The sequence below is a fragment of the Mesorhizobium sp. L48C026A00 genome (assembly GCF_000502375.1).
GTDB classification, from domain to species: Bacteria; Pseudomonadota; Alphaproteobacteria; order Rhizobiales; family Rhizobiaceae; genus Mesorhizobium; species Mesorhizobium muleiense.
This window is the reverse complement of sequence record NZ_AYWU01000026.1, coordinates 37,215-58,587: the sequence shown is the minus strand read 5'-3', so window position 1 is coordinate 58,587 and position 21,373 is coordinate 37,215. Positions and strand designations below refer to the sequence as shown.

The window sequence follows — 21,373 nt, the reverse complement described above, 5'->3', positions numbered from 1 at the left end:
TACACTGCAGTGATATGTTTTTGAGCCGAAGCGGTTTGATGGAGCAGGACAACAGGCAGTCATCGGGGGGAGAAGCCGAGGATGGTGCGGAGAAAACCTGGCAAATCAGCGCCGACGGCGTTGCGCCAGAGATTCTTGATTTAGCCAGCGCTTGGTTGAATGCCGGCGGAGGCGATCCGGTCGTGGGCTTGCTTCTCATGAGCGAACGCCTGTTGACGTGGCGGACTTTCTCGTCGGTGGGAATAACGAGAGGTGCGCTGAGCGTGTTTCCGGAGCCAGCGGGGGCCGAGGACGAAGGCGAGTGATACACGGCCAGGCGGGGACAACTCTGTGACGCAGCATGATCGGTCGTTGCTGACCAGTGAATGGTACGTGGTTCCGATTTGGGTCGATTGCGCCGGATGTGGTGCACAGACGCGTTCGGCCGGGATTATCGTCGGGCCGTCCAGTTTCACCAATGCCGCCGATTTCGACCTTGAAAATGATGTCTTCGAGAAACCATGGGAGCCATTGGAGGCGTTCGGTCTGGTGGAGAAACTTGGAGGGCGAACGGAGAATGTCGAACGCTTTGTTGTGAAGCGCTATCACAGTGCGTTCGCAATGCAGGAGGGCGGGCTGCAGGCTGTGTGCGAGCATTGCAGCGACAGTCTGCCGGGGGCGCTGATCCGGGTCGCTGCGATGGACAGCTTTGTNCAGGCTGTGTGCGAGCATTGCAGCGACAGTCTGCCGGGGGCGCTGATCCGGGTCGCTGCGATGGACAGCTTTGTTCGCCTCGGACAGCGGAGGCTCCTCAAAAACGAGCGGCTGATGTTCTTCTCGTCCAACGTTGTTCTGACGCAGTTTCATGGCGGCACGTGGATCCAGGAGAGCGGGATCGAGGGCGGTGGCTATTCGCTCTTACTTCTATGTGACGCTGAAAATACGAGTGGCGGGGAAGGCGTGGTCGAGTTGTGGCACAGCGTCGAGCGCAACGACTACGCTGTTGTTATCAAGGGGCAGGGCGATCGCGAGATGCTGCGCCGTGGCTTCAGCGATGATCTGGAACAGGTTGTGGCTGATGTGACGGGGTTGGGGCTCGTGTTGACCCAATTACATCTGGCGCAAGACGAATCGCCGTATTGCGAGCTTGCCCGAAGTTTATTTCTCAGCGCGTTGAGCCGCGCGGGGTATCAGCAAGATGAATAGGGAGTGGTATTCCGTTGATTATTAGAAAGACTCTCATCAACGGGGTTGGAGCGGCACTGTTTTTGGCAGGTTGCGCAAGCGGGGTTCAGCATATGCGACCACTGCCAGTTGCACCTTACGCCTATCTTCGGCTCGATTCCTGCAAGGCCTATGGCAGCAATATTATTGAATGTCAGTTGGAATACGGGAGCAGTTATGGATGGCAGCGCCTGGGGCCTGTGCAGCAAAAGTCGCGGCCGTATGTGGCGAGCAGCGGGGATTATCAATACCAGCTGTCGTCGTGTTTGCCGATGCAAAGAGTGCAGCGGCAACTGCCGATTTATCTGTGCGAAATTCATGGAGTTCGGTCGGGCGCGGACGCGGGATCGGTGTTCATAAAGGGAAGGACTGCCGTGCGTCTGGCAAAGGTCCTGGGGGACCGCGAGCAGCTTCGATATCGTTGGCAACCGGACGTCTGGTCACGCCTACGTGGCTGAATCCATTAGAAGATTAGAATGTTGGCATTGACCAGCCTAGTGCATTAAAGCCTAGGGGTACGAAGGATTCTCGTTGATTTTTGGCTTGGAATGAGATTCAGATTGTTCTACTACACTATAAGAACTTACGATAGCACAGTCGATGGGTCGCAACTCGTTAGTGCATGTGGAAAGATCGGGGAAAGGATGGTCGCGGAGCACTAAGCTGGCTGCCGCTACCTCAGCTTTTGTCCTGACAAGCTTCGCCACAGTGTCGAATGTCGGCGAGTCGGCATTGGCTGCACGGGGCGGCGATGAGGCTTTAAAGCCGGTTAAGGCGACTGCCTACCAACCGATGAAGGTGAAGATTCCACCGGAGGAAGCCGCGCCTAGCTCTCTCGGAAAGGTTGCACGAGCCGACGATATAACGGCTTTGCCGCTTGAGGGAGATCGCTTTAGTGAGCGATTTGGCGAGGGATGGAGCAGCGTCGATATAGTTGACAATACTGCGCCAGCTAAAGAGGCGCCGGAGGCGGTTGATGGCAGCATGGTCGTTGCCTATGCACCGGAAGCTGAACCGGCGATTGGGCGTGAGCAGGCCGTGCGCTCCTCCATAGAAGTCTTCTCATATGGTGCGTTGCAAGAGGAAATGGCGAACGGGCCATCCGTTGACGAAGTCACCCTGTTGAAAGACGCCGTGACTTCATCATGGAAGGAGCCAAGGCCGGATTTGCTGGAGGGCGTTCCGGCCGAGTATGCAAAATTGGTGACGACGATATCCGCGGAAGAGGGCGTCGATCCGAATTTGATGTTGTCGATCATGCGGGTTGAGAATGTCGGGTTCGATCCGCAGGCTGTCAGCTCCGCAGGTGCGATTGGGCTTATGCAGGTTATGCCTAAGGTTGGAGAGGCCTTTGGCGCAACGGACCTCACGGAGCCCTCTGAGAATATACGAGCGGGAGCGCGGTTTCTTCGCATTCTGGTCGACAAGTACCGCAATCCCGTGCTGATCGCGTCAGCCTATAACGCCGGTGAACCGAGGGTAGATGTTCGTCGGTCTTTGCCGCTGATCCAGGAAACGGCGGATTACGCAACGCGCGTGTTGGGGCTCTATGCAAATACGAGCTCGGCGGACGAGGTTTTAACGATCGGTCGCGGTGCTAGGGCTGCGCTGACGGCAAGGAAAGCGGGTGGAAGATCGGGACGGGCAGAGCGGGCGAAGTCGCCAATGCTCGTCTTTTCGGTTGGTAGCACGGGCGATGCAAGCGACCGTGTGGAACAGGAGAGTGGACAGGTTCCCGTCAGTGGCCCTGTGAAGATCAAAAAGGAAGAGGTGCTTCAATGAGTGTGATTGTGGGGACGTTGCAGGCGCTTGCCGTATATGGCCGGTCCGCCTGGTACTCGGCCAAGGGACGCAAGTGGATGGTCAACGGCGCGATGCTTGTCGTATCCAGCATGGTCCTGCTGGTTAGCCAGTTCGAGCCGGCAGCTGCACAGAACCTTGATGCTCTGCAGCAGGCGGCGGATCGTCTGGTGCAGTTCTTTGTTGGTCCGTTTGGCCGTTCGGTCGGCGCGATCGCCTTCATCGGCATGTTCCTTGCGGCCGCCTTCGGCTACTGGAACTGGGGTGCGCTCCTTCGCGTTGCAGGCTGCCTTGCTGGCATGTTTGCAGCCGCTGAATTGGTCGATTTCCTGGCCGGTGGCGGTAACTGATCCATGGCGGCTGGAAGCAACAGCCACGGCGGGGAAGACGAATATATTGAGTCTTACCCCGTCATTTTGGCGCTGACCCGACCCCCGACAGTGATGGGCATTCCGTACACATATTTTCTTGCGGAATGCTTCATCTCGCTGATGGTTTTCATGATCCTGGGTTCAATTTTATGGTTCCCGGTTTCTTTCATTGTCTGCCACAGCATTCTGTATGTGCTGACAGTGAAGCTCGATCTTTGGTTTTTTGACATTGTCGGTCGTCTCAGCATGTGCGGCGTGAACCCATTGGGCCGCAAGCTTGGGGGCGGCGTTCGGACCTACGGGGTTTGATCGATGAATACGATGGCGCGTTCCTTGAAGGGATCCTTGACGAAGGGTTGGGAGATCTTCGCCGACAAGAGCATCTCCACCCACATCCCCTTCTACGTGCCGATTGAAAACGGCATCATTCGGCTGAAAAATGACTGCCTTGTCTCGACGCTGCGACTGAACGGTTTTTCGTTCGAGACCGCTGATATCGAGACGATCAACATGCTTCAGCGGCAACGCAATTCTGCGTTCCGCGCGATCTCGTCGATTGGGAATTTTTCACTCTATACGCATGTCATTCGGCACAAGGTTGCGCCGTCGTTACCGTCGAATTTCGCCGATCCGTTCATGAAAAGAATGGACGACATCTATCAGGCGAGCATTTCGAAGAACGAAATGTTTGTGAACGACACCTATGTATCGTTAGTCGTGCGTCCTTTCTTCAAGAAGGGATCTGCGCTTTCGCGCGTCATGGGCGTGGGCGGCAATGTCGTTCGGAAAGAGCAGTTCCGTCTGATGCGGGACAAGCTCGTCGAGGCCACACGCGCGATAGAGAAGTCATTAGATGCCTATGGGCCGAAGGTGCTGCACGACGTGGAGCGCGTCGAGGTCGATCTTGGCAACGGCAAGCGGATTTACCGCGATATCTCCGAGGACATGGTTCTTGAAGAGGACGCGAGGAAGGTTTGGTTCTCGGAGCAGTGCGAGTTCTTCTACACACTGCTGAACGGCGGTCGGGTAAGGCCGATCCGCCTGGGCAATATTCCGATTGATGAATTGCTGCCCGCACGGCGCACATCGATCGGCAATCGCATAATTCATCTGCAGGGCGACACGCCCGAAGATGATCGGTACGCCGGTATAGTCTCGCTTAAGGAGTACCCTCCGGAGACTGGCGCGGGCATGCTCGATTACATCTTGAAGCTGCCCTTCGAGATGGTTGTCACACAGTCGATGTCGTTCGTCGACGACATGGCCGCACGCTACCGGATTGAGCGGTTGGACCGGCAGCTCTCCAAGGCGGACGAGGGAGGGTCCAGTGTGCAGGCAAATCTCGATATCGCCCGTGATGAGTTGGCGCGAAAGCGGGTGGCTTTTGCTGAACATCATTTGACGGTCATGCCGATCGCGAAGACCACAGCGCAACTTGACGATGCCGTTGCACTTGTCGGTAACGAGTTGGGCGCCCTTGGCGCTTCTTACGTGCGAGAGGATCTCAATGCCGAACCGGCCTATTGGGCTCAGCTCCCGGGCAATCAGGCCTATATCGCGCGGCGGGCGTTGATCTCCACGCTCAATTTTGCCGGATTGAGCAGCTTCCACGCCTATCCTTATGGCAAGCCGGACGGTAACCACTGGGGGCCGGCAATCACGATCTTCGAAACGACATCAGGCACGCCGTTCTTCTTCAACTTCCATCAGGGCGATGTCGGGCACACGACCGTGTTCGGTCCTACCGGTTCCGGTAAGACGGTGATCATGGCGTTCATGATCCTGCAAGCCTACCGGGTCAATCCACGGCTCAAGACTGTGGTGTTCGACAAGGATCGCGGCCTTGACATTATGGTCCGCGCTGCCGGCGGGACGTATCTGACGTTGGAACCGGGTGAGCCGTCGGGCTGGAACCCGCTTCTTCTGAAGGATACGGAGGGGAACCGGGTGTTTCTATACCGGCTTTTGAGCTTCATGCTCAAGCCGGCGAAGGAGGGCGAAAACCTCACGCCTCAGGAAGAGTCCATCATCCGCAATGCGATCAGGTCGGTCTTGAAGACCAAGGATAAGTCGTATCGGCGGTTGTCGTCGCTGCGCGCTCTGCTGGCTGGTAGCGAGCGCACCGAAGGAAGCCTTATTGCCCGGCTGGACAAGTGGGTTGATCAAGGCCCGTATGCCTGGCTCTTCGACAATGCGGAGGACAATCTGGACGTCACGAAGCCGATGATCGGGTTCGACATGACGTCAATCCTTGATGATCCGACAGTCCGCACGGCAGCGCTTTTGTACATGTTCCATCGGCTGGATGCCATTTATGACGGCAAATCGCCGATCATCAACCTTATGGACGAGGCGTGGAAGCTGCTTGACGACGATGAATTCAAGCGCACCATGAAGGACTACTTCAAGACCATCCGTAAGCGGAATGGTCTTGTCATCTTCGGAACGCAGTCGGCCGACGACGTCGTGCGGTCGAGCGTGAGCCGGACCATTATCGAGCAGACATCTACCAACATTTTCTTTGCAAACCCAAAGGCTGACGAAAGCTCCTACATGAATCATTTCGGCCTTTCTCAGGCCGAATTTGATTGGGTGAAGAACGGCGATCCAAAGTCGCGATTCATGCTTATCAAGCACGCGAAGGACAGCGTGATCGCCCGAGTGGACATGTCTCACATGCCGCAATTCATCAAGGTTCTGTCGGGTCGCGAGGAAACCGTGCGCGAGGTCGAGATTCTTCGCGACGAATATGGAGACGATCCGAAGAACTGGCTGTCGAAATTCTGTGATTGGAATGATGGAGAAGGGGATGAATAGCGCAATGTCACCGAACAGGGCATTGGCCGTTGCGTTGGCAATGGCTACTGCATTGTCGTCCTCGGCCGCGCTGGCACAGGTCCCGGTTATCGACGGCGCGCGAGTGAAAATCCAGACGCAGACGATGGGCTGGTATACGACCTATGAGGCCGACACCAAGAAGGTGAAGGGCGCGTCAGGTGGCACGACCGACAGCTTTGCGCCAGGACAGGGATCTGGCTCGCCAATGGACTGCTCGGCGGAGGGCATGTCGGGCGATACGAGACAGGCGCCACCAGCAAAGCGCACGCATAGTCAGCAAGAAATTGCGCGCATGGTGGAGGAGGAAGCCATCCGTCAGGGTGTCGATCCTAATTTCGCGATGGCGATTGCCGAACAGGAATCACGTTTCAGGCAATCTGCTAGGTCCGGTGTAGGTGCCATTGGCGTCATGCAGCTGATGCCGGGTACGGCCGCAGAGTTGGGCGTCAACGCGTACGATACGCGAGACAACATCCGCGGCGGCGTGAAGTACATCAAGAAGCTGCAGGGCATGTTCGGCAACCGAACAGATCTTGTGGCCGCCGGCTATAATGCGGGACCATATCGCCAGTCGCTCAGGAACGGCAGGGTCCCGAACATTCCTGAAACCCAGGACTACGTCAAAACGGTCTCTGGCTACTACAATCGAAACAAAGCGCAGAACGGCGATCGGACACCACAGGGTGGAAGCACGCCCGACCCGGAGACCGTTGGCTATAATCAGGGGTGCGGAGAGCAGCTGAAAAAGGCGGTCGACCGGAACACAGAAGCGCAAGTCGAGCGTGGGCAGGTCTGGAACGAGTTTGTGCAGAAGTCGACGGAAGCAAATCAGCAGTACCTTCAGCGCTTGCAGGCGGGCTTGATGGCGTCTTCCGCGGCTCTGCGTGGTAGCGGCGGTGGAAACAGCCAAGCACAGGACGGATCGCTGGTTATGGCGCAAGTGCAGTGCCCGCCGTCAGTTTTTAATACGGGAGGTACGGCCTGCTATGTGGTCCCATCGACTGCATCTACGAAGGAAATTCAGGGCTGGTTGACGAGTTTGCAGGAGCAAGCCCGTTTGAAGGGGGAAGCGGCAACCTTCGCGGTGATGGAAGATCCCGCGTTGGGGCTTGTAACCGTGGTCGATAACCGGCCGTAGCGCAGTAGCAAGTTGGCAAAGAGGATAGGCAAAATGAAGAAATTCATCATAGCAGGCGCATTGAGCGTTCTGACGATGTCGTCGGCATATGCGCAGGTCCCTGTTACGGACGCCGCAAATATCAAAATCAACCAAGAAATTCGGAGGCTATCGGCGCAGATCCAGCAGGATACGTCAGTCGTCAAGGACAACACAACAAAGACCCTGCAGGCCATTACCGGCGACCGTACCCAGGACGCCAGCCAGTTCGCATCACTTGCCACCGGCAACGGTTTTAGCATGGGACAGGCGCCTGGATTCGACAGCATCCTGTCGGGTAATTCGGCAGTTTTCGGGGGAATTGGTGGCCAGTTCCAGAATGCTGCGGCGAAGCTCATCAATGGGCTCAATTTGGTGAAGATGGTCACCGACACCGTGAATGGCGGGAGCCTGTCAGGCGCCAATCAAGCTTACTCGCAAAGTATCAACGCTCTAACGACGATGACGGCGCTGACAGACGCGATGAATGCTGCATCAAAGGATCGTCAGAATTCGTTCCAGCAGGCAACACAGGAGATCGGCACTGCGAAAGACCTCAAGGGCGCGCTTGAGCAGAACACGCAAATGGTGCTGCAGGGCAATCAGACCGCCAACGAGGCAGTCGGATCGCTCAACAACCAAGTCATGCTGCTCAATCAGCAGTACAAGGCAGGGTTGGCAACGTCGTCACAGAATATGAAGGTATTTGCCCCGCTTCCGGACAGTGTCATCCGAGGTGGCAGTCAACAGCCGCAAGGATCGTCGGTACGTGATCAATTGAAGGCTTTCGAGGATCAGAATCAGTGAGGGTTGTGGGTTTTTTGATACTGGCCTACGCGGCCACAAGCGGTTGCGCGGGCAAATATGAGCAGTTGGCAAAGTGTTCGGCCGATGAAAACCCCGTGCCGAGTACGACCTATGTCTCGGAAGCTAAAGAGAGCACTGAGGCTGGTGACGTGTTTTTGGCTGTGACAAATGAAGATGATTGCGGTCCCATGAGGCCGATGAATCCATTCTAAGGGGGGCCGATGGACGCGGTCAGCTATGCAGTCAATTTTTATGGCGACGCGCTAAGCTATTTCGACAAGATCAATGTTGCCTCCCTGGAGAGAGCCTGGGGATTGTTCGCCGAGAACGGCAATTTGATCTCTGCCATCTTGGCGCTCTTCTTGATCCTGTATTTTCTGTGGGGAGCGCTCGGGCTTTCCAGCGTGACCTTGCAGGACATGGCCATAACTGGATTCAAGGTTGCATTAGCATATGCGTTAATCATGTCGTGGGCGATATTTTACGACAACATCGCGCAGTTTGTCTTGGAAACTCCTCAGCAGTTGGGGTCTGCAATATCGTCTAAGATGGGAGGAGACGTAGCTGGTGCGAATTTGGCGCAGCAAGTCGCCAGTATGTGTTTGAAGATCTACAATTTCACGATGAAGCTATTTAATTCGTTCGAGTCTGGCATCATGCCGAATGTGACGGGCGCTGTTATTGTATTTATCGTGTTCTGCTTTGGTCTGTTGCCAATGCTGCTGATCCTGACGGGAGTGACGCTTTTCGCCAAGATGATTACGGCTATCATGTTAGCTGTCGGTCCTATTGCGATCCTTTGCTACTTTTTTCAGATCACGAATTTCGTCTTTGGTGCCTGGGTGAGAGGAATTGCCTATGGCATGTTCATGCTCCTCTTCACTTACATCATGGCGGGCCTGGCTTTCGGCTTTCTTGCTGGAATGATGGAGACGGTGAACGATAGCATGGCAACTAAGGAGAATGCACTTGCGATCGCGATCGCCATAGTTCTGTATCTTGCGATCATTTCCTATTTCATTCTGCAGGTGCCGGATTTCGCGAAGTCCTTTGCGTTTGGTGCGGCTATGAGCGGCGTTTCAGGCGGCGGGTATGTGCCAGAACTCTATCGTGGTGCTCAGAGCAGACTTTCCAAGGGTAACAGCAGAGGGGCACAAGCCGCAGGGGCGGCGCTCGCCATGGCCGGCGGGCCAAAGGGTGCCCTCTTGGCAACAATGGCTGCCGGAGGGGCTATGGGCCGAGGCATGGGCGTAGGTGCGGGTGCGTTAGGGCGGATGTTGACAAACAGACGGCGCAGCGGCGGCTAATTCGCGTTGTTGCCGTTGGGCATCACCTTTTCTTGCACTGGAGTGTAATTTTAGGGTGCATTGTGATTAATTCACACGCTCAAAGTTTGCGTCGATTGGGACATATGAGGTTGGAAGGTGGCGTTCTTTAGGAGGCGGCAGAACGAGGGGCCAAGCGACCAGGTGCCAGGTCCGCAAGAGACTTATAGTCAGCATCTTTCATGGGGCGAGAAGAACAAATCACTGAGGACGCTGATCGGCCTCATTTTGCTGTTCTTCTCCGTGGCTGGATGGGCAGTAGCGGGAATTTTGTCCTTCTCGGTTGCACAGCTATTTCCATTGGTGCGCACCGAGGTCGTGCCCCTCATCGTCGATAAGAACACCGGCTATATGGAAACCGTGACGACGCTCGAGAAGGACCGGACAAACGTCGCTGAAATGCAGGCTGTCCGAGCCGCCTTTGTTGGCAATTATGTCATCCGGCGTGAGACCTACGACCCACGTTATCTTTCGGACAACTTCGACATGATTGCTCTCTGGTCCGAGCCGGGCTCGAAGGCTTTTGAGGACTATGAGGAGTCGATGAATCCATCCAACCCGCGGGGGCCGGTGAAGACTTTGGGATCAACCGGTGAAATTCGCCCGGAGATCCTTTCAGTCAATCCTCTAAACGCCAACACCATGAATGTGCGCTTCGAGACGAGAGAGCGCCAGCGTGATGGCGAGGTGGTGAACAGGTGGTCTGCCACGGTTCGCTACAAGCAGATCAATTTGCAGGCAAGCAACAGGGTGCGGCTTTACAACCCGCTCGGTTTTGTCGTGACCGAGTACGTGAAGGTACCTGAAAACATGCCTTCCGGGTTGGTGGGTCAATGAAGAGAACGACCACTATCCTCTTGAGCCTGCTTTTGACGACATCAATGGCTCATGCAGAACTGGTTGCTCGCCCCGGCCGCCTCGATCCGCGTGTGCGGACATTGCCCTATTCGTCAGAGCAGGTTTTTTTGGTGATGGGAACCTACGGGATAGTGACGACCATCCTGTTCGGTGCTGATGAGGAAATCACCCAGGTCGTCGCCGGCGACACAGTGTCATGGCAGATACTGACATCAGCAGACCGGCGGTCGCTGACGTTGAAGCCGATGGAAAAAGATGCGCCGACGAATTTGTCGGTGGTCACATCCAAGCGGACCTACTCCTTTGATCTTCGCGTTAACGACACCCGCTCGATGCACAATCAGACTTACAAGCTGCGCTTCACCTACCCCGAGGACGCAGGACTGAAAGGCACGGCGGAGCTATGGAAGCAGGCACAGGACGCCCAAAAAAACCCTAATATCAAGAACATCCGCCGGGATAAGGTCAACTACGACTACGGTTTCAAAGGCAATGATGCAGCCAAGCCTTTGTGGGTGTTCGATGATGGGCTGAAAACCTTCATGAAGTTCACTGGTGACGTTCCAGCGATTTTTGTCGTTGACCGGAAGCGACGCGAAAGCCTCGTAAATTACCGGAGGGAAGCGGACTACATCGTCATTGATACAGTTTCGCGGCAATGGACGCTGCGCTACGGCACGGAGGAAGAAACTTGCCTCTTCAATTTGCGGACCGCACCGGCCGACGCGCCAGCGCCTATCGAAGGCGTAGTGGGTCCTAAGAGGATTGGCAAAGGCGGATCGCGCAGCGGCCCTCTCCAACCGGAAACTCGATCAAGGTAGGGGGCAAGATGTCCGATTCTCACTATCATTCGATCGAAGGCGATTCAGCGATCGGCGGTCCAGTCAGAAAAGCTGGCATTGGCATCATGCGGCCGGTTGCGGTAGTTGCCGCGATCGCGGGCGTAGGTGTCGTGCTTTATTTCCTTTTGTCCGGTGGCGAGGAAGCGCCGATCGTCGATACAACGCCGCGAGAGGAGTTTCAGCCGATCCAGGCCCCGAGGAATGACGGGTTTACCACGCCAGCGCCTCCACCGTTGCCGACGGTGCAGGTTCCAGAGGCCCCACCTCCGCCACCGCCGCCTCCACCGGCCGCCGTGGTTCCGGCAGCTATGCCGGTAGCGACGCCGGCAGACGTCGATTGCTCCAACGGCAACAATCCTGAACATCCGAAATGCGTCGAACTTGCTCGTCAAGCGAAGTTGCTTGAGCGTGTGCGTTCGTCATCCATGGTTTTCGATCAGTCCGATCAAACCAACGGAGCAACTCAGGCGACAGCAAACGGGCAGGGTGGCTTTGGCGGTGGCGAGCCGTCTGCTGCTGAAGGACAAGCTGCAGGCGGTGGCGGTGGCGCTGTCGACAATGATCGAGCTTTCCTGAAGGCCATGGGCGGGCAGGGTGTTGAAGTCTCGACGGCGACGGAAAATCGCCGCACCGATGCGTGGATCCCGCAGGGAGCGATGATTCGTGGCACGCTTGAGACGGCCATCAATTCGGACCTGGCCGGCATGGTGAAGGGCATCGTGCGTGAGGACGTCTATTCGTTCGATGGTCGCCGCATTCTGATCCCGGCAGGCTCGTCACTGATCGGCGACTACAAGTCTGGCGTTGAACGCGGGCAGGAGCGGGTTTTCATTGTGTGGACCCGCATGATCCGTGGCGACGGCGTGTCTGTGCAGTTGGGCTCGTATGGTACTGATCGGCTCGGCCGCTCGGGCATGACGGGCAAAGTGAACAAAAAATATTGGGAACGCTTCGGCCCGCCAGCATTGATGACGATGATCGGCGGCGCGGCGCAATACGTTGCCTCACTTGGCCGGCAGGAAACGCAGTACATTACGATCGTCAACTCGGACGGTTCAGTCACGCGCATCCCGCAGGATAACGGCGACAGTTCCCAAGACCGGGCGCGAGAAATCGCGGCTGAAACGATCGCGTCAGGGATTCAGCAGATGGCCTCTGAAGCGTTCGAAGACACCCGCAACATCCGCCCGACGATCCATATTGCCCAAGGATCTGATATCACTGTTTTCGTCACCCGTGATTTGGACTTTGCGGACCTCTATCCCGACCCGGTGCGGGAAGAGTACGAGCGGCTTCTGCACAAAAAGAAACCGCGGCAGAGCGCTATCCACGCACCAGATGAGCCCGTCTACAAATGAATGCGCGTCCGTCCATTTCGGCTGAGCAGCACTTTCTCTCGGAGGCGCTGGAGCCAATTAAGACTTTTCTCGATGATCCGAGCATCGTCGAGATTTCGTGCCAGCGTCGCAACGAAGTGTGGCTTGAGCGTATTGGCAAGCTGGCGATGGAAAAGGTCAGTGTTGAAGGCCTCGAACAGGAGGCCATCCGCCATATGGCGTCTCGTGCCGCATCCTTCACCAAGCAGAACATCAACGCTGAAAAACCCCTGTTGTCGGCAACGCTCGTCGATGGAGAGCGTGTGCAGTTTGTCTTGAACCCAACTTCTGCGACCGGACATGCCTTCTCTATAAGAAAGCAGTTCATCCGTCACTTCGACCTTGACGACTATGAGAAGGCGGGCGCCTTCCGATTCACCAAGGTGACAGGCGACGACTACATCGATGATGTCGATGTCGAATTGTCCAAGCTTTTGCGCGCCGGAAAGGTGAGGGCCTTTCTTGAAATGGCGGCCATCAACCATCGCAGCATGCTGATCTCCGGCGGCACCTCAACGGGTAAAACGACGTTTCTCAACACCATGCTGACCGCGATTCCGAATAGCGAACGCTTCGTGTTGATGCAGGACACGCCCGAGCTCGAACCACGCCAGGAGAATGTCGTCTCACTGCTTGTCTCGAAAGGGGGGCAGGGCGAAGCGCGCGTGACAATGACGGATCTGCTGGCGACCGCGCTGCGTTTGCGGCCGGATCGGATTTTTATGGGCGAGTTGCGTGGCGAAGAGGCATTCGACTTCCTGAATGCGATCAATACTGGTCATCCGGGGTCGATGTCGACCATTCACGCCAATTCGCCCCATCATGCTTTTAATCGGTTGTCGACGCTGGTTTTGAACAGCAATGTTCGCATGGAGCGTGATGATATCATTCGTTACATCCGGTCCATCATTCCGATCGTAGTGCAGTTGAAGAAGAGCGATGCTGCCGGCGGCCGCGGCGTCAGCGAAGTTTATTTTGCCGATGAGGTTGACGAAGATGGCAAGCGTGTACACTGACGTGGAGATTGTCCGCCCGAAGTGGACGGGCCTTCAGAAAGTTTCCTTCTTCACTTTCCCGGTGGCGATCGTCGCGGCGATCTTGTTGTGGCTTGCCTTTTTCACGCTCATCTATGATCTCTATGTGACGTCGTTCGGCACGGCCTCCTTCTACGACTACCTCTCTAAAGCGCCATTTCTGGACGGCGTCCGATACACCTGGTCGATCATCGGCATCCGTAACACCTTTGGCTTGTCGGTTCTTGCGTTTGTGCTGGCAGCGCCCTTTCTCTTCGCGTGGCTTTGCCTGTGGATGCTGAAGGGTGGAAGGGCGCTTTCGCGCAAGATTCTTTATCTCGTGCATGTGCGATCGATGTTCAGCCTGATCGCCAACACGGCGCTAGTTTTCGCGGCCGCCTATGTCGGCGTGATCGCCTATGGCATCGGTTTTTATCTGGTCGCGACGAAGTTTGGCAATAACGCTGCCGCGGCCGAATATTTTGGCAATCATCTCGCGGCCATGTACCAGGCGCCCTTTGGCGCGATTGATGCCGCCGGCGCCTATCAGCGGCCATCGCGTCAAACGGTATTGGCTGCACTAGCGGGGCTTGCAGCGGCCGGCGCTCTTGTAGGCTTTCCAATCGGAGCGGCGGTGCAGAAGCGTCAACGCATGATCATGGGCAAGGCCCGTCTCGCGACGTTGAAGGATGCGGCGGATTTCCGGCTGCGCGACAAGCGCGGGATCGTGCTTGGGCTGAAGCAGGGGCTGTTGTTGCGCAATGACGGGGATCAGCATGTCATGGTCATCGGCTCGCCAGGGCAGGGTAAGTCGCGCAGTTTCGTGATCCCGACGATGATGAGCTTTCAGGGCTCCCAGTTCGTTCTCGATATGAGTGGCGAACTGTTCGAGGAAACCTCCGGCTACATGAAAGACAAGGGGTACGATGTCTATTTGCTGGCGCCAGGCTCAAAGCTCACTGACGGCTACAATCCGCTCGATCTGATCAGCAAGGACCCAAATCAGCGGATCACCGACCTTCAGAAGCTGACGCAAATGTTGCTTCCGGAGCGTCTTCGCTCCGATTCATCGGATTTTTGGGAGGAAAGCGCCCGTATCCTGATGACAGCCATGTTGGGTTTCGTCCTCGAATGCCCGGATACGCGAAAATCATTGAGTGAGCTCTATCGCATCCTCAACTCGATGTCGGACGAGCGCAAGGCGATCGTGCAGCTGCTCGAGAACTACGAAGACGTTCTCTCCGACCAGACCCGTATGCAGCTGACCAAATTCGCGGGCCGGCATGAAAAGCTCGGGGAGGGCATCGCGGCCGAGATCGTCGCTAAACTCAATTTCCTGCAGAACCCTCTCGTCGAGGCCTTGACCTCTATTACGACGATCCCGGTTGATGCCATCCGGAAGCGCAAGATGGTGATCTACGTGCAGGCGGACTGGAATGCGATCCAGATCTATGAGCGGCTGATCTCGATCTTCATCCAGCAGATGGCGGACGAGCTGGTGCAGATGGGGAAGTTGCGGAACGGTGAGCATGAAGTTCTGATGATGCTCGACGAGTTCGGCAATGGCGGCCGCATCGATACGGCTCTGACCCTTGCGCCATTGATCCGCAAAAACGGCGCGCGCTTCGTCTTTATTCTTCAGGACGGCGCGCAGCTCGAGCGGCTGTACCAGAAAGCTGGCCAGAAGATCCTCATGGGGGCTTCAACCATCAAGCTCTATATGAACTTCCAGAACCAGGAGGACGCAACGGCGGTCTCCACGGCAGCCGGCAAGACGACGGGATGGATTGAGCAGTCGTCATACACGCATCGTCATGGCCGGCGCGATCGCTCGGTTTCTAAGGTGCCGGTATCCGTTGACCTTCTCCCGGTCAACACGCTGATGATGATGAAGCCTGAAGAAGCCATCCTGCAGGTGACCGGCATGCCGCTCATGCGGATTATGAAGCTGGATTCGGGCGGCGAGCGCATGTTCTCGAAGGTTCGTAAATTCAAGCCTCTACCCAAGCCGCGCATGGAACCGGTCGAATGGACCGTTGCGGATACCGACAAATTCAACGGCTCTCGGCCTACCGCGAAGGAGGCGACAGGCAATGCNGGATTTCGCTTCCGTGGAGCGGCCGCAGAACGCTCATGAGGTTCGTTTCTCGTTTAAGGATGGCGTGCGCCAGGTGTATATCTCGTCCCTCGATGAGCTGCGCCATCGCCTTGATGTGGATGAGAAGCGTTCGGCCGGCGTGACGGAAGAGGATTTGCGGCGAGAGCGGCAGAAGGAACAGCGGCCTCAGCAGTTCGCTAAAGTCAACAGGGCATCCCTTAGTCATAACGACGAGCGCCCTAAACTCGACGATGAATCGGAATCCGATGCAAAACCAAGCCGGAAAAGATCAATTAGTGAGATGAATTCCGATGATCGACGCGAAGTGTATAAAGCCACCGCACAGCGCGCAACCCAGAAAATTGGTGAGAAGGGCAAGGCCGACGAGGACGATCTAGAGGTCGACCTGGAGAAGCTCGATCGGAACAAGTATGCCGGCATCCTTAAGAAAAAGGATCCAGAGCGGGAACGGCTTATAGCGCGCGAGGGTGAGCCTGACATGCAGGTCATTCGTTCGCCGGTCCTTCGGCGCCAGGAGATCCGCGACGCTTTCGATTCCGACGTCGCCGCCTTTAATCAGGTGATTTTCGACAGCGTCAACGCGGCCAGTGAAGTCGAAGCCACGGACTTGAACGCTGACGTTGATCTGATGGTCCAAAAGCTGTCGGAAAGAATGTCCGACAAAACATCGCGTGTTTATCTCGAGGAATACGCTGAGAAGGCGCGTGATCCATTGGCCGAGGAAACCTAGATCGGGCCGCGCCCAAAGGAGACGAGGATGAGACTAATGCAGGCGAGCGAGATCCCGGCCTTCGTAGATGAAATCATCCAGGCCGGATGCGACATTTGTGCCGTAGGACATGACGCCTACGTGCTCGGAGACGTCGAGGAGATGGTCGACGCGGAGATCGAGCTGCAGCGCATAGATGAAGCTTACGGCGATCGCGATTTTCTGAAGCTGGAGATCGTTGCCTATTTGCGTTCGCTTGGTCGGTATCTGGATGTTGGGTCAACGGCAACTCACTGGATAGAGAGTCCGAAACCGAATTAGTTAGCGATATCAATAGCTTAAGTTCCATAATCTATCTTATGCAACTTTAGCATGTAGCAGCTAAGTTCTAAAATGTCCGGCTGTATCTTGACTCATAAGTCTTGTATTTCGACTCGAAAGTCCGCACACCTCTCCGGAAGCCGTCGATGCACAAACTGCGGCGATAAAACTGGCGTGGCTTGAAACGGCACGAAAAAAGCCGAAGCGGACTAAGCCGCTTCGGCTCGTGGTGGGAACTCCGGCGAACAGTCGCCGCGCGGCAGAGTTACGGGTGTACAGGATTCCTGAAGGACGCCGAAAGGATTCGGCCCTCGAGACAGTCAGGTTTTTTGCCCCTAGGCGAAGAGTTGCCGGCAGCTGCGCGACGATGAACTCCGCCTGTTCCGGCGTGACCGTGACGCCGAGGCAGAGCTTCGCCCCGGCGATGACCATCGGATACGCGGACGTTGGCTTCGGCCCCGAGCATCGCGGTGAGCGGATACCGCTGCGCGCTCTGAGATGCAGGGCGAGCCATGACTAACCCGCCCTCTTGTCTGGCTCGTCGACCAGCTTGAGCCGAGGCTGCTGCGCGATGATCTCCTCGACCACCGCCGCCGACAGTTCCCCTTTTGGCAAGCAAGGCTTCGGCGATGCCCTCGACCTCCCTCCGATGCTCTCCGATGATGCGCTTCGCTCTCTCGAACTGCTCCATCAGCACCTTGTCGACACGCTCCTGAAGCCCACGGTCGAACCGCATGGCCGTGAACAGGTCCTCCTCGTTGTCGGCGGCAATGTAAGCCAAGCTCTCACCAAGCCCGTACGAAGCCTCGAACGTCAGCGCGGACAGCGTTGCGTTGTGCAGTCCGAACCGCGCGTGCCGCCTCCCCCTGCGGATTTCGCTCCGAGCAGAACCTCCTCGGCGGCAAGCCCGCCCAGAACCATGGCGATACGGTCAAGGAACTGCGACGGCGTCCGTTCGCGCAGGCCCGGTTCGCTGAAACAACTCCGCCGCCGTCCTGCACCCGTCCGCCTGAGACGTCGAACGTCTCGATGATCGACACGCGGACGATCTCGGCCACGCCGATGGCAAGACAGACCACCGCATGCCCGGGCTTCGTGGACGGCGAACCTGCGCCGCATTTTCTCCGGCAGAGAAACCAGAGCAGGCAGCTCGGCCGCGATTTCGAGCAGCAGGCTCCGGCGCTCCCGCCTTGCCCGTCGCCTGCCCTGACGCACTAGCTGCTCGAGCGCCGCGCCGCTCCAGCCCTCTGTCCTTCTCACCACGCTGGAGAGATCGGCGCCGACAAGCAAACCTTGCAGATGCCAGCGAAGAATCCCCTCGCGGCCCTTCAGATCGGGCAAGGAAATCCTGACATGCCTGTCGAGGCGGCCAGCCCGGACGATAGCCGCGTCGAGCCGGCTTGGATGATTGCAGGCTCCAACGACCACAACACCTTCGCGCCCCTCCGCCCCGTTGATGCATTCGAGCAGTGCTGCCACTACTTCGGTGGAATACTGTGCGTTGTGACCGCTGAATTTCTCGCGATCGCCCACCGCGTCGATCTCATCGAGAAAGAGGATCGAGGGAGCATTATTGTTGGCTTCGTCGAAGGCTGCACGCATGGCCTTCAGCATATCCCCGAGATGCCCCCTCGCCTGCCAGCGTCCGAGCGATCCGAGGACGAGATGAGCCTTGCAAGTCCTCGCCAACGCCCCCGCGAACGTGGTCTTGCCCGTGCCCCGCGGCCCGCTCAACAGGACGCCGCGGTCGACGTCAGCCCAGTCGATCTTCCCGGCTTTCCAATCCGCGAGATCGGTCGCCAGCTCGCTGCCCCAGGCGACGGGGGCGGCATACAGCTTCTTCTCGCCAGACGAAGCCGACCGGCTCATGCGGAGGCTTCTGAAACGTTTCGACGGTGGCGAGGCGGCGAGCACGCGGTCGTTATCGCTGCCGATTGCCGCTCGCGAGCTCGATGTTCCCGTCGCGGGACTCATCAGCGCGATCCTCGACGGGCGCCTTCGAGTGGCCGGGACGTCTCCCAAGGCGCTGGGCCTTTCGAGGATTCGCATCGATGCCGACGCAGCGGCGACTTTGACCCTGCTGCGTTGGCAGATCTAGCAGAGAAGCGGACGCTCTTACCGCAGCTGTCGGATACGCCTACCCGTCTTGGTGTTAGCTCGTTTCGTGTATACCATCCACCGTTGCTATGACGGGAATGGGCGGTTTAATGGGGCACGTACATGTCGGCACGGATACGAACATCTTTCTCCATTTCGGGAACGTCGAGGACCTGAAGTGGGAGAAGCTTTTCCCCGGCGTCTCGGCCGTAACCGTTTATGTGTGCGCACAGGTCCAGAAGGAACTGGACAACCACAAAGACACTTCCTCAGGCTACATGCGCAAACGGACAAGGCAATATCAGCAAGTCCTGCGATCCGCTGAAGCCGACGACGGTTATGTCCATCGTTCCCGATCCGGGGCGACGGAGGTCGAATTCGTGTTCCTTGATCGTCCGAGGGATTCAGAACTCGACGGCGAAGCCTTCGACCTGACAGAAGATGACTCGAGGATCGTTGCGCAGCTGATGCACGCGGCAACGGCTCGCCGGGTCAGTATGTCGCTTGTGGCGAACGACGCGAGGCCACTGAGAGTTGCCCGCCAACATGGCATGCAGGGCATTCGTCCCGATGCATGGGAGCAAGACCGGGCGGAACCAGACACTCCGGAACTAGCGCGGCTGAGAGCCGAAAATAGAGAGCTGCAGGCCAGGCTTGGCGCTCATCCTTCCACGGTCATCTCCCGGATTGATGAGATCTCGGAGCAGAGGATATTCGATGGTTTCGACGAAACTTTTGACGCTGTTGGCTTTTTTGAAGCCCTCAAACGGAACTTGCTGGCGTGCCACGACCTCCCGACACCTCGTGAGGTCGCGCAGCGGCACCAGGTCGTCCGACAGCCGTTTGGTCTGGACTTCGAAATCGGCGGCTTTGGGCGTGTGACTGGTAGGCAAATTGATCGATACGCTGAAGAGCTGGAGACGTTCGATCGGGAAATCGAAGCTCTGCGCGTTGACGATCTAATGCGCCTCCTGGAGACGCTTTCTATGGTTAGCACGGTCGCATTACGCGTTGAAAACGTTGGTACGAAGCCCGACGAGGCTGTAGTTGTCGAGCTGGACATCCGTTCGCGTGCACAATTCATCGATCCAGAGACGTTTCATGCTCTGACCGACTTTGGCATTGATCTGCCCTCGCCGCCTAAACCTCTCGATATCGCTATACCGAATCTCGCGGAACAGCTGGCGGCTCGGCACGCGCATGACCATCGGTTCATCGAGGTATCCGACGAGTCCGCGGAACGGTCGAAGCGCTTTTTGTGTAAACAGTTTCAGCACGGCACCGAGGAAGAATTCGTGGTCCCGTTTGTCCCTCAGGACGAACAGATGGCGGTCGTTGAGGTGTCGGTGCGATCTCGCCATCTGTCGCAGACCATCGTGCGCAGAGTTAAATCCGCCGTCGTCTTGTCGAAATTCGGCAAGGAAGACGTTGTCGCGCTCCTGAAAGACCCGCACGGATTGATGGCAGAGGAGCTGCGAAGCTTGGTTGGGCGGGCGTTGGCCGCGCTCGAAACCAGCGAGAATGCGGATGAAGCTTCGCTCAGTGATAGCCGGACGGCCGATCTTGATCATCAACTTTGACAGCAACAACTGGATGGCGCCGCTCGGCGAGGCGCTGCGCTGTTCGGTTCCCGAGAGCGCCCGGCGATCCCTACCATCCGCCAGCGTAACGTATTACGAGGACGCGCTCGACGCCTTGATCGACGACGCATCCCTGAGCCAGGTCGTCGACGACGTTCTCGACTGGATCAGGGCGAACTCGATATACCACGGGACGAGGCTGACCGACGAAGAGGCCCGGCTGTTGAAGCGAGACGGGCTGCGTCCCTTGTCCATTGGCGATCGCATCGGGTGGCTGCGATCAACGTTCCCGGACCTTCGGGATACCCTCACGGAGGCGGTCGTGACAGCAGCCATGCACAAGGGCCAACTCCGGCATCGCGAGAACCAGGTCCACGCCGCCATCTCGCGCGCCGAGATGCTCAGAGGAGACTACCTCTTCGAAGGCTCGGAGTTCGATCGGCGCCTGCTGCAGTTCGGCGGCCATCCGGAACTTGTGAACGTCCTCAGGTCTCGCGGCGAATCCCGGCTCGTCAGGCTCGTGATCCCCGGCGACGAGGCCCTCGATGGATGCACCCGTTCTTTCCGATCGATTGGGTGCGCGCCCAAGATGGGTACCCGAACCTTGTCAGAGAACTGCTTCGAGCGTGGGCTTGGGAAATTCACAGGCCGGGCGAGCGAAGCTTCAGGGTGGATGCCTGCCTGATGTTCAGGAAAGCACTTCCAGGCGCTTATGTGGAAGACGTGGAACTCGTTCTTGAGACCGGCGGTCGCAGGACGCGTGAGATGTCCTCGTGGCTGGATTGCCCGCCGCCATAGTGATCGGGCATAGCCACAGAGGTGGCATCGGAAGGTCGGACTGAACCGCGTCGGACTTACGAGTCGAATTTCCTCTTTTTGCACGCTTACGGGTCGAAATTGGGCTCAACTTATGAGTCGCGGTGACCCGCCAAGTAGCTGAAAACAATGGTCGGGGATT

At 57.2% G+C, this 21,373-nt stretch carries 18 protein-coding genes; 17 read left to right on the top strand and 1 reads right to left on the bottom strand.

What is annotated here, in order from left to right; genetic code table 11:
* The first annotated feature begins 38 nt into the window (after positions 1-38).
* The 14 genes from X738_RS72855 to X738_RS72785 all read left to right on the top strand — a co-directional run bounded on the left by X738_RS72855 (position 39) and on the right by X738_RS72785 (position 16,738).
* On the top strand, positions 39-305 hold the full coding sequence (locus X738_RS72855; protein WP_031256332.1) for a hypothetical protein: 267 nt from the start codon (positions 39-41) through the stop codon (positions 303-305).
* Between the two features lie 1,690 nt (positions 306-1,995).
* On the top strand, positions 1,996-2,985 hold the full coding sequence (locus X738_RS81190) for a lytic transglycosylase domain-containing protein (protein WP_084833873.1): 990 nt from the start codon (positions 1,996-1,998) through the stop codon (positions 2,983-2,985).
* Between the two features lie 77 nt (positions 2,986-3,062).
* A complete protein-coding gene (locus tag X738_RS72840) occupies positions 3,063-3,353 on the top strand; it encodes a TrbC/VirB2 family protein (RefSeq protein WP_245277799.1) in 291 nt (96 codons plus the stop codon).
* 3 nt (positions 3,354-3,356) lie between these two features.
* Positions 3,357-3,683 carry a VirB3 family type IV secretion system protein gene (locus X738_RS72835; RefSeq protein ID WP_023802474.1) on the top strand — a complete coding sequence of 109 codons (327 nt, stop codon included), beginning with the start codon at positions 3,357-3,359 and terminating at the stop codon, positions 3,681-3,683.
* 3 nt (positions 3,684-3,686) lie between these two features.
* A complete protein-coding gene (locus tag X738_RS72830) occupies positions 3,687-6,191 on the top strand; it encodes a VirB4 family type IV secretion/conjugal transfer ATPase (RefSeq protein WP_031256330.1) in 2,505 nt (834 codons plus the stop codon).
* Positions 6,184-7,350, top strand: a complete 1,167-nt coding sequence (locus tag X738_RS72825; protein ID WP_023802472.1) for a lytic transglycosylase domain-containing protein — start codon at positions 6,184-6,186, stop codon at positions 7,348-7,350. Before X738_RS72830 ends, X738_RS72825 begins: the two co-directional genes overlap by 8 nt.
* A gap of 33 nt (positions 7,351-7,383) precedes the next feature.
* Positions 7,384-8,175, top strand: a complete 792-nt coding sequence (locus X738_RS72820; RefSeq protein ID WP_023802471.1) for a hypothetical protein — start codon at positions 7,384-7,386, stop codon at positions 8,173-8,175.
* A 221-nt stretch (positions 8,176-8,396) separates the two neighbouring features.
* The gene (locus X738_RS72815) at positions 8,397-9,482 is read left to right on the top strand and encodes a type IV secretion system protein (protein ID WP_023802470.1); all 1,086 of its coding nucleotides are present in this window, start codon (positions 8,397-8,399) and stop codon (positions 9,480-9,482) included.
* Positions 9,483-9,599: 117 nt separating this feature from the next.
* The gene (locus X738_RS72810) at positions 9,600-10,337 is read left to right on the top strand and encodes a virB8 family protein (protein WP_023802469.1); all 738 of its coding nucleotides are present in this window, start codon (positions 9,600-9,602) and stop codon (positions 10,335-10,337) included.
* A complete protein-coding gene (locus tag X738_RS72805) occupies positions 10,334-11,179 on the top strand; it encodes a TrbG/VirB9 family P-type conjugative transfer protein (RefSeq protein WP_023802468.1) in 846 nt (281 codons plus the stop codon). Before X738_RS72810 ends, X738_RS72805 begins: the two co-directional genes overlap by 4 nt.
* Before the next feature lie 8 nt (positions 11,180-11,187).
* Entirely contained in the window at positions 11,188-12,558 is a 1,371-nt protein-coding gene (gene virB10 / locus X738_RS72800; protein WP_023802467.1) for a type IV secretion system protein VirB10, read from the top strand.
* Positions 12,555-13,592 (top strand): P-type DNA transfer ATPase VirB11, encoded by a 1,038-nt coding sequence (gene virB11, locus X738_RS72795; RefSeq protein ID WP_023802466.1) that lies wholly within the window; start codon positions 12,555-12,557, stop codon positions 13,590-13,592. The genes virB10 and virB11 overlap by 4 nt, the downstream gene beginning before the upstream one ends.
* Positions 13,516-15,726 (top strand): type IV secretory system conjugative DNA transfer family protein, encoded by a 2,211-nt coding sequence (locus X738_RS72790; protein WP_245277798.1) that lies wholly within the window; start codon positions 13,516-13,518, stop codon positions 15,724-15,726. The genes virB11 and X738_RS72790 overlap by 77 nt, the downstream gene beginning before the upstream one ends.
* A gap of 748 nt (positions 15,727-16,474) precedes the next feature.
* Positions 16,475-16,738: a hypothetical protein gene (locus X738_RS72785; RefSeq protein ID WP_031256326.1), complete on the top strand. Its 264-nt coding sequence runs from the start codon at positions 16,475-16,477 to the stop codon at positions 16,736-16,738.
* Between the two features lie 813 nt (positions 16,739-17,551).
* Here the strand turns inward: X738_RS72785 and X738_RS72780 are convergent.
* Complete coding sequence (locus X738_RS72780) at positions 17,552-18,607, bottom strand: AAA family ATPase (protein ID WP_023802461.1); 1,056 nt, start codon at positions 18,605-18,607, stop codon at positions 17,552-17,554.
* Here X738_RS72780 and X738_RS86365 point away from each other — a divergent pair.
* The 3 genes from X738_RS86365 (at position 18,606) to X738_RS72765 (ending at position 21,100) form a co-directional block, all read left to right on the top strand.
* The gene (locus X738_RS86365; protein WP_023802460.1) at positions 18,606-18,836 is read left to right on the top strand and encodes a hypothetical protein; all 231 of its coding nucleotides are present in this window, start codon (positions 18,606-18,608) and stop codon (positions 18,834-18,836) included. The two genes, X738_RS72780 and X738_RS86365, sit on opposite strands and share 2 nt — an antisense overlap.
* 109 nt (positions 18,837-18,945) lie before the next feature.
* Positions 18,946-20,415: a PIN domain-containing protein gene (locus X738_RS72770; RefSeq protein WP_023802459.1), complete on the top strand. Its 1,470-nt coding sequence runs from the start codon at positions 18,946-18,948 to the stop codon at positions 20,413-20,415.
* Positions 20,399-21,100, top strand: coding sequence for a hypothetical protein (locus tag X738_RS72765; protein WP_156942695.1), 702 nt, complete (start codon positions 20,399-20,401; stop codon positions 21,098-21,100). The genes X738_RS72770 and X738_RS72765 overlap by 17 nt, the downstream gene beginning before the upstream one ends.
* Positions 21,101-21,373: the final 273 nt, after the last annotated feature.

Excerpts from the sequence above, each read along its gene's own strand:
- X738_RS72820 (WP_023802471.1), top strand. The coding sequence starts at position 7,384 with ATGAAGAAATTCATCATAGCAGGCGCATTGAGCGTTCTGACGATGTCG.
- X738_RS72835 (WP_023802474.1), top strand. The coding sequence starts at position 3,357 with ATGGCGGCTGGAAGCAACAGCCACGGCGGGGAAGACGAATATATTGAG.
- X738_RS72815 (WP_023802470.1), top strand. The coding sequence starts at position 8,397 with ATGGACGCGGTCAGCTATGCAGTCAATTTTTATGGCGACGCGCTAAGC.
- X738_RS72805 (WP_023802468.1), top strand. The coding sequence starts at position 10,334 with ATGAAGAGAACGACCACTATCCTCTTGAGCCTGCTTTTGACGACATCA.
- X738_RS72770 (WP_023802459.1), top strand. The coding sequence starts at position 18,946 with ATGGGGCACGTACATGTCGGCACGGATACGAACATCTTTCTCCATTTC.
- X738_RS72830 (WP_031256330.1), top strand. The coding sequence starts at position 3,687 with ATGAATACGATGGCGCGTTCCTTGAAGGGATCCTTGACGAAGGGTTGG.
- X738_RS72855 (WP_031256332.1), top strand. The coding sequence starts at position 39 with ATGGAGCAGGACAACAGGCAGTCATCGGGGGGAGAAGCCGAGGATGGT.
- X738_RS72825 (WP_023802472.1), top strand. The coding sequence starts at position 6,184 with ATGAATAGCGCAATGTCACCGAACAGGGCATTGGCCGTTGCGTTGGCA.
- X738_RS86365 (WP_023802460.1), top strand. The coding sequence starts at position 18,606 with ATGCGGAGGCTTCTGAAACGTTTCGACGGTGGCGAGGCGGCGAGCACG.
- virB10 (WP_023802467.1), top strand. The coding sequence starts at position 11,188 with ATGTCCGATTCTCACTATCATTCGATCGAAGGCGATTCAGCGATCGGC.
- X738_RS72785 (WP_031256326.1), top strand. The coding sequence starts at position 16,475 with ATGCAGGCGAGCGAGATCCCGGCCTTCGTAGATGAAATCATCCAGGCC.
- virB11 (WP_023802466.1), top strand. The coding sequence starts at position 12,555 with ATGAATGCGCGTCCGTCCATTTCGGCTGAGCAGCACTTTCTCTCGGAG.
- X738_RS81190 (WP_084833873.1), top strand. The coding sequence starts at position 1,996 with ATGAAGGTGAAGATTCCACCGGAGGAAGCCGCGCCTAGCTCTCTCGGA.
- X738_RS72780 (WP_023802461.1), bottom strand. The coding sequence starts at position 18,607 with ATGAGCCGGTCGGCTTCGTCTGGCGAGAAGAAGCTGTATGCCGCCCCC.
- X738_RS72840 (WP_245277799.1), top strand. The coding sequence starts at position 3,063 with ATGGTCAACGGCGCGATGCTTGTCGTATCCAGCATGGTCCTGCTGGTT.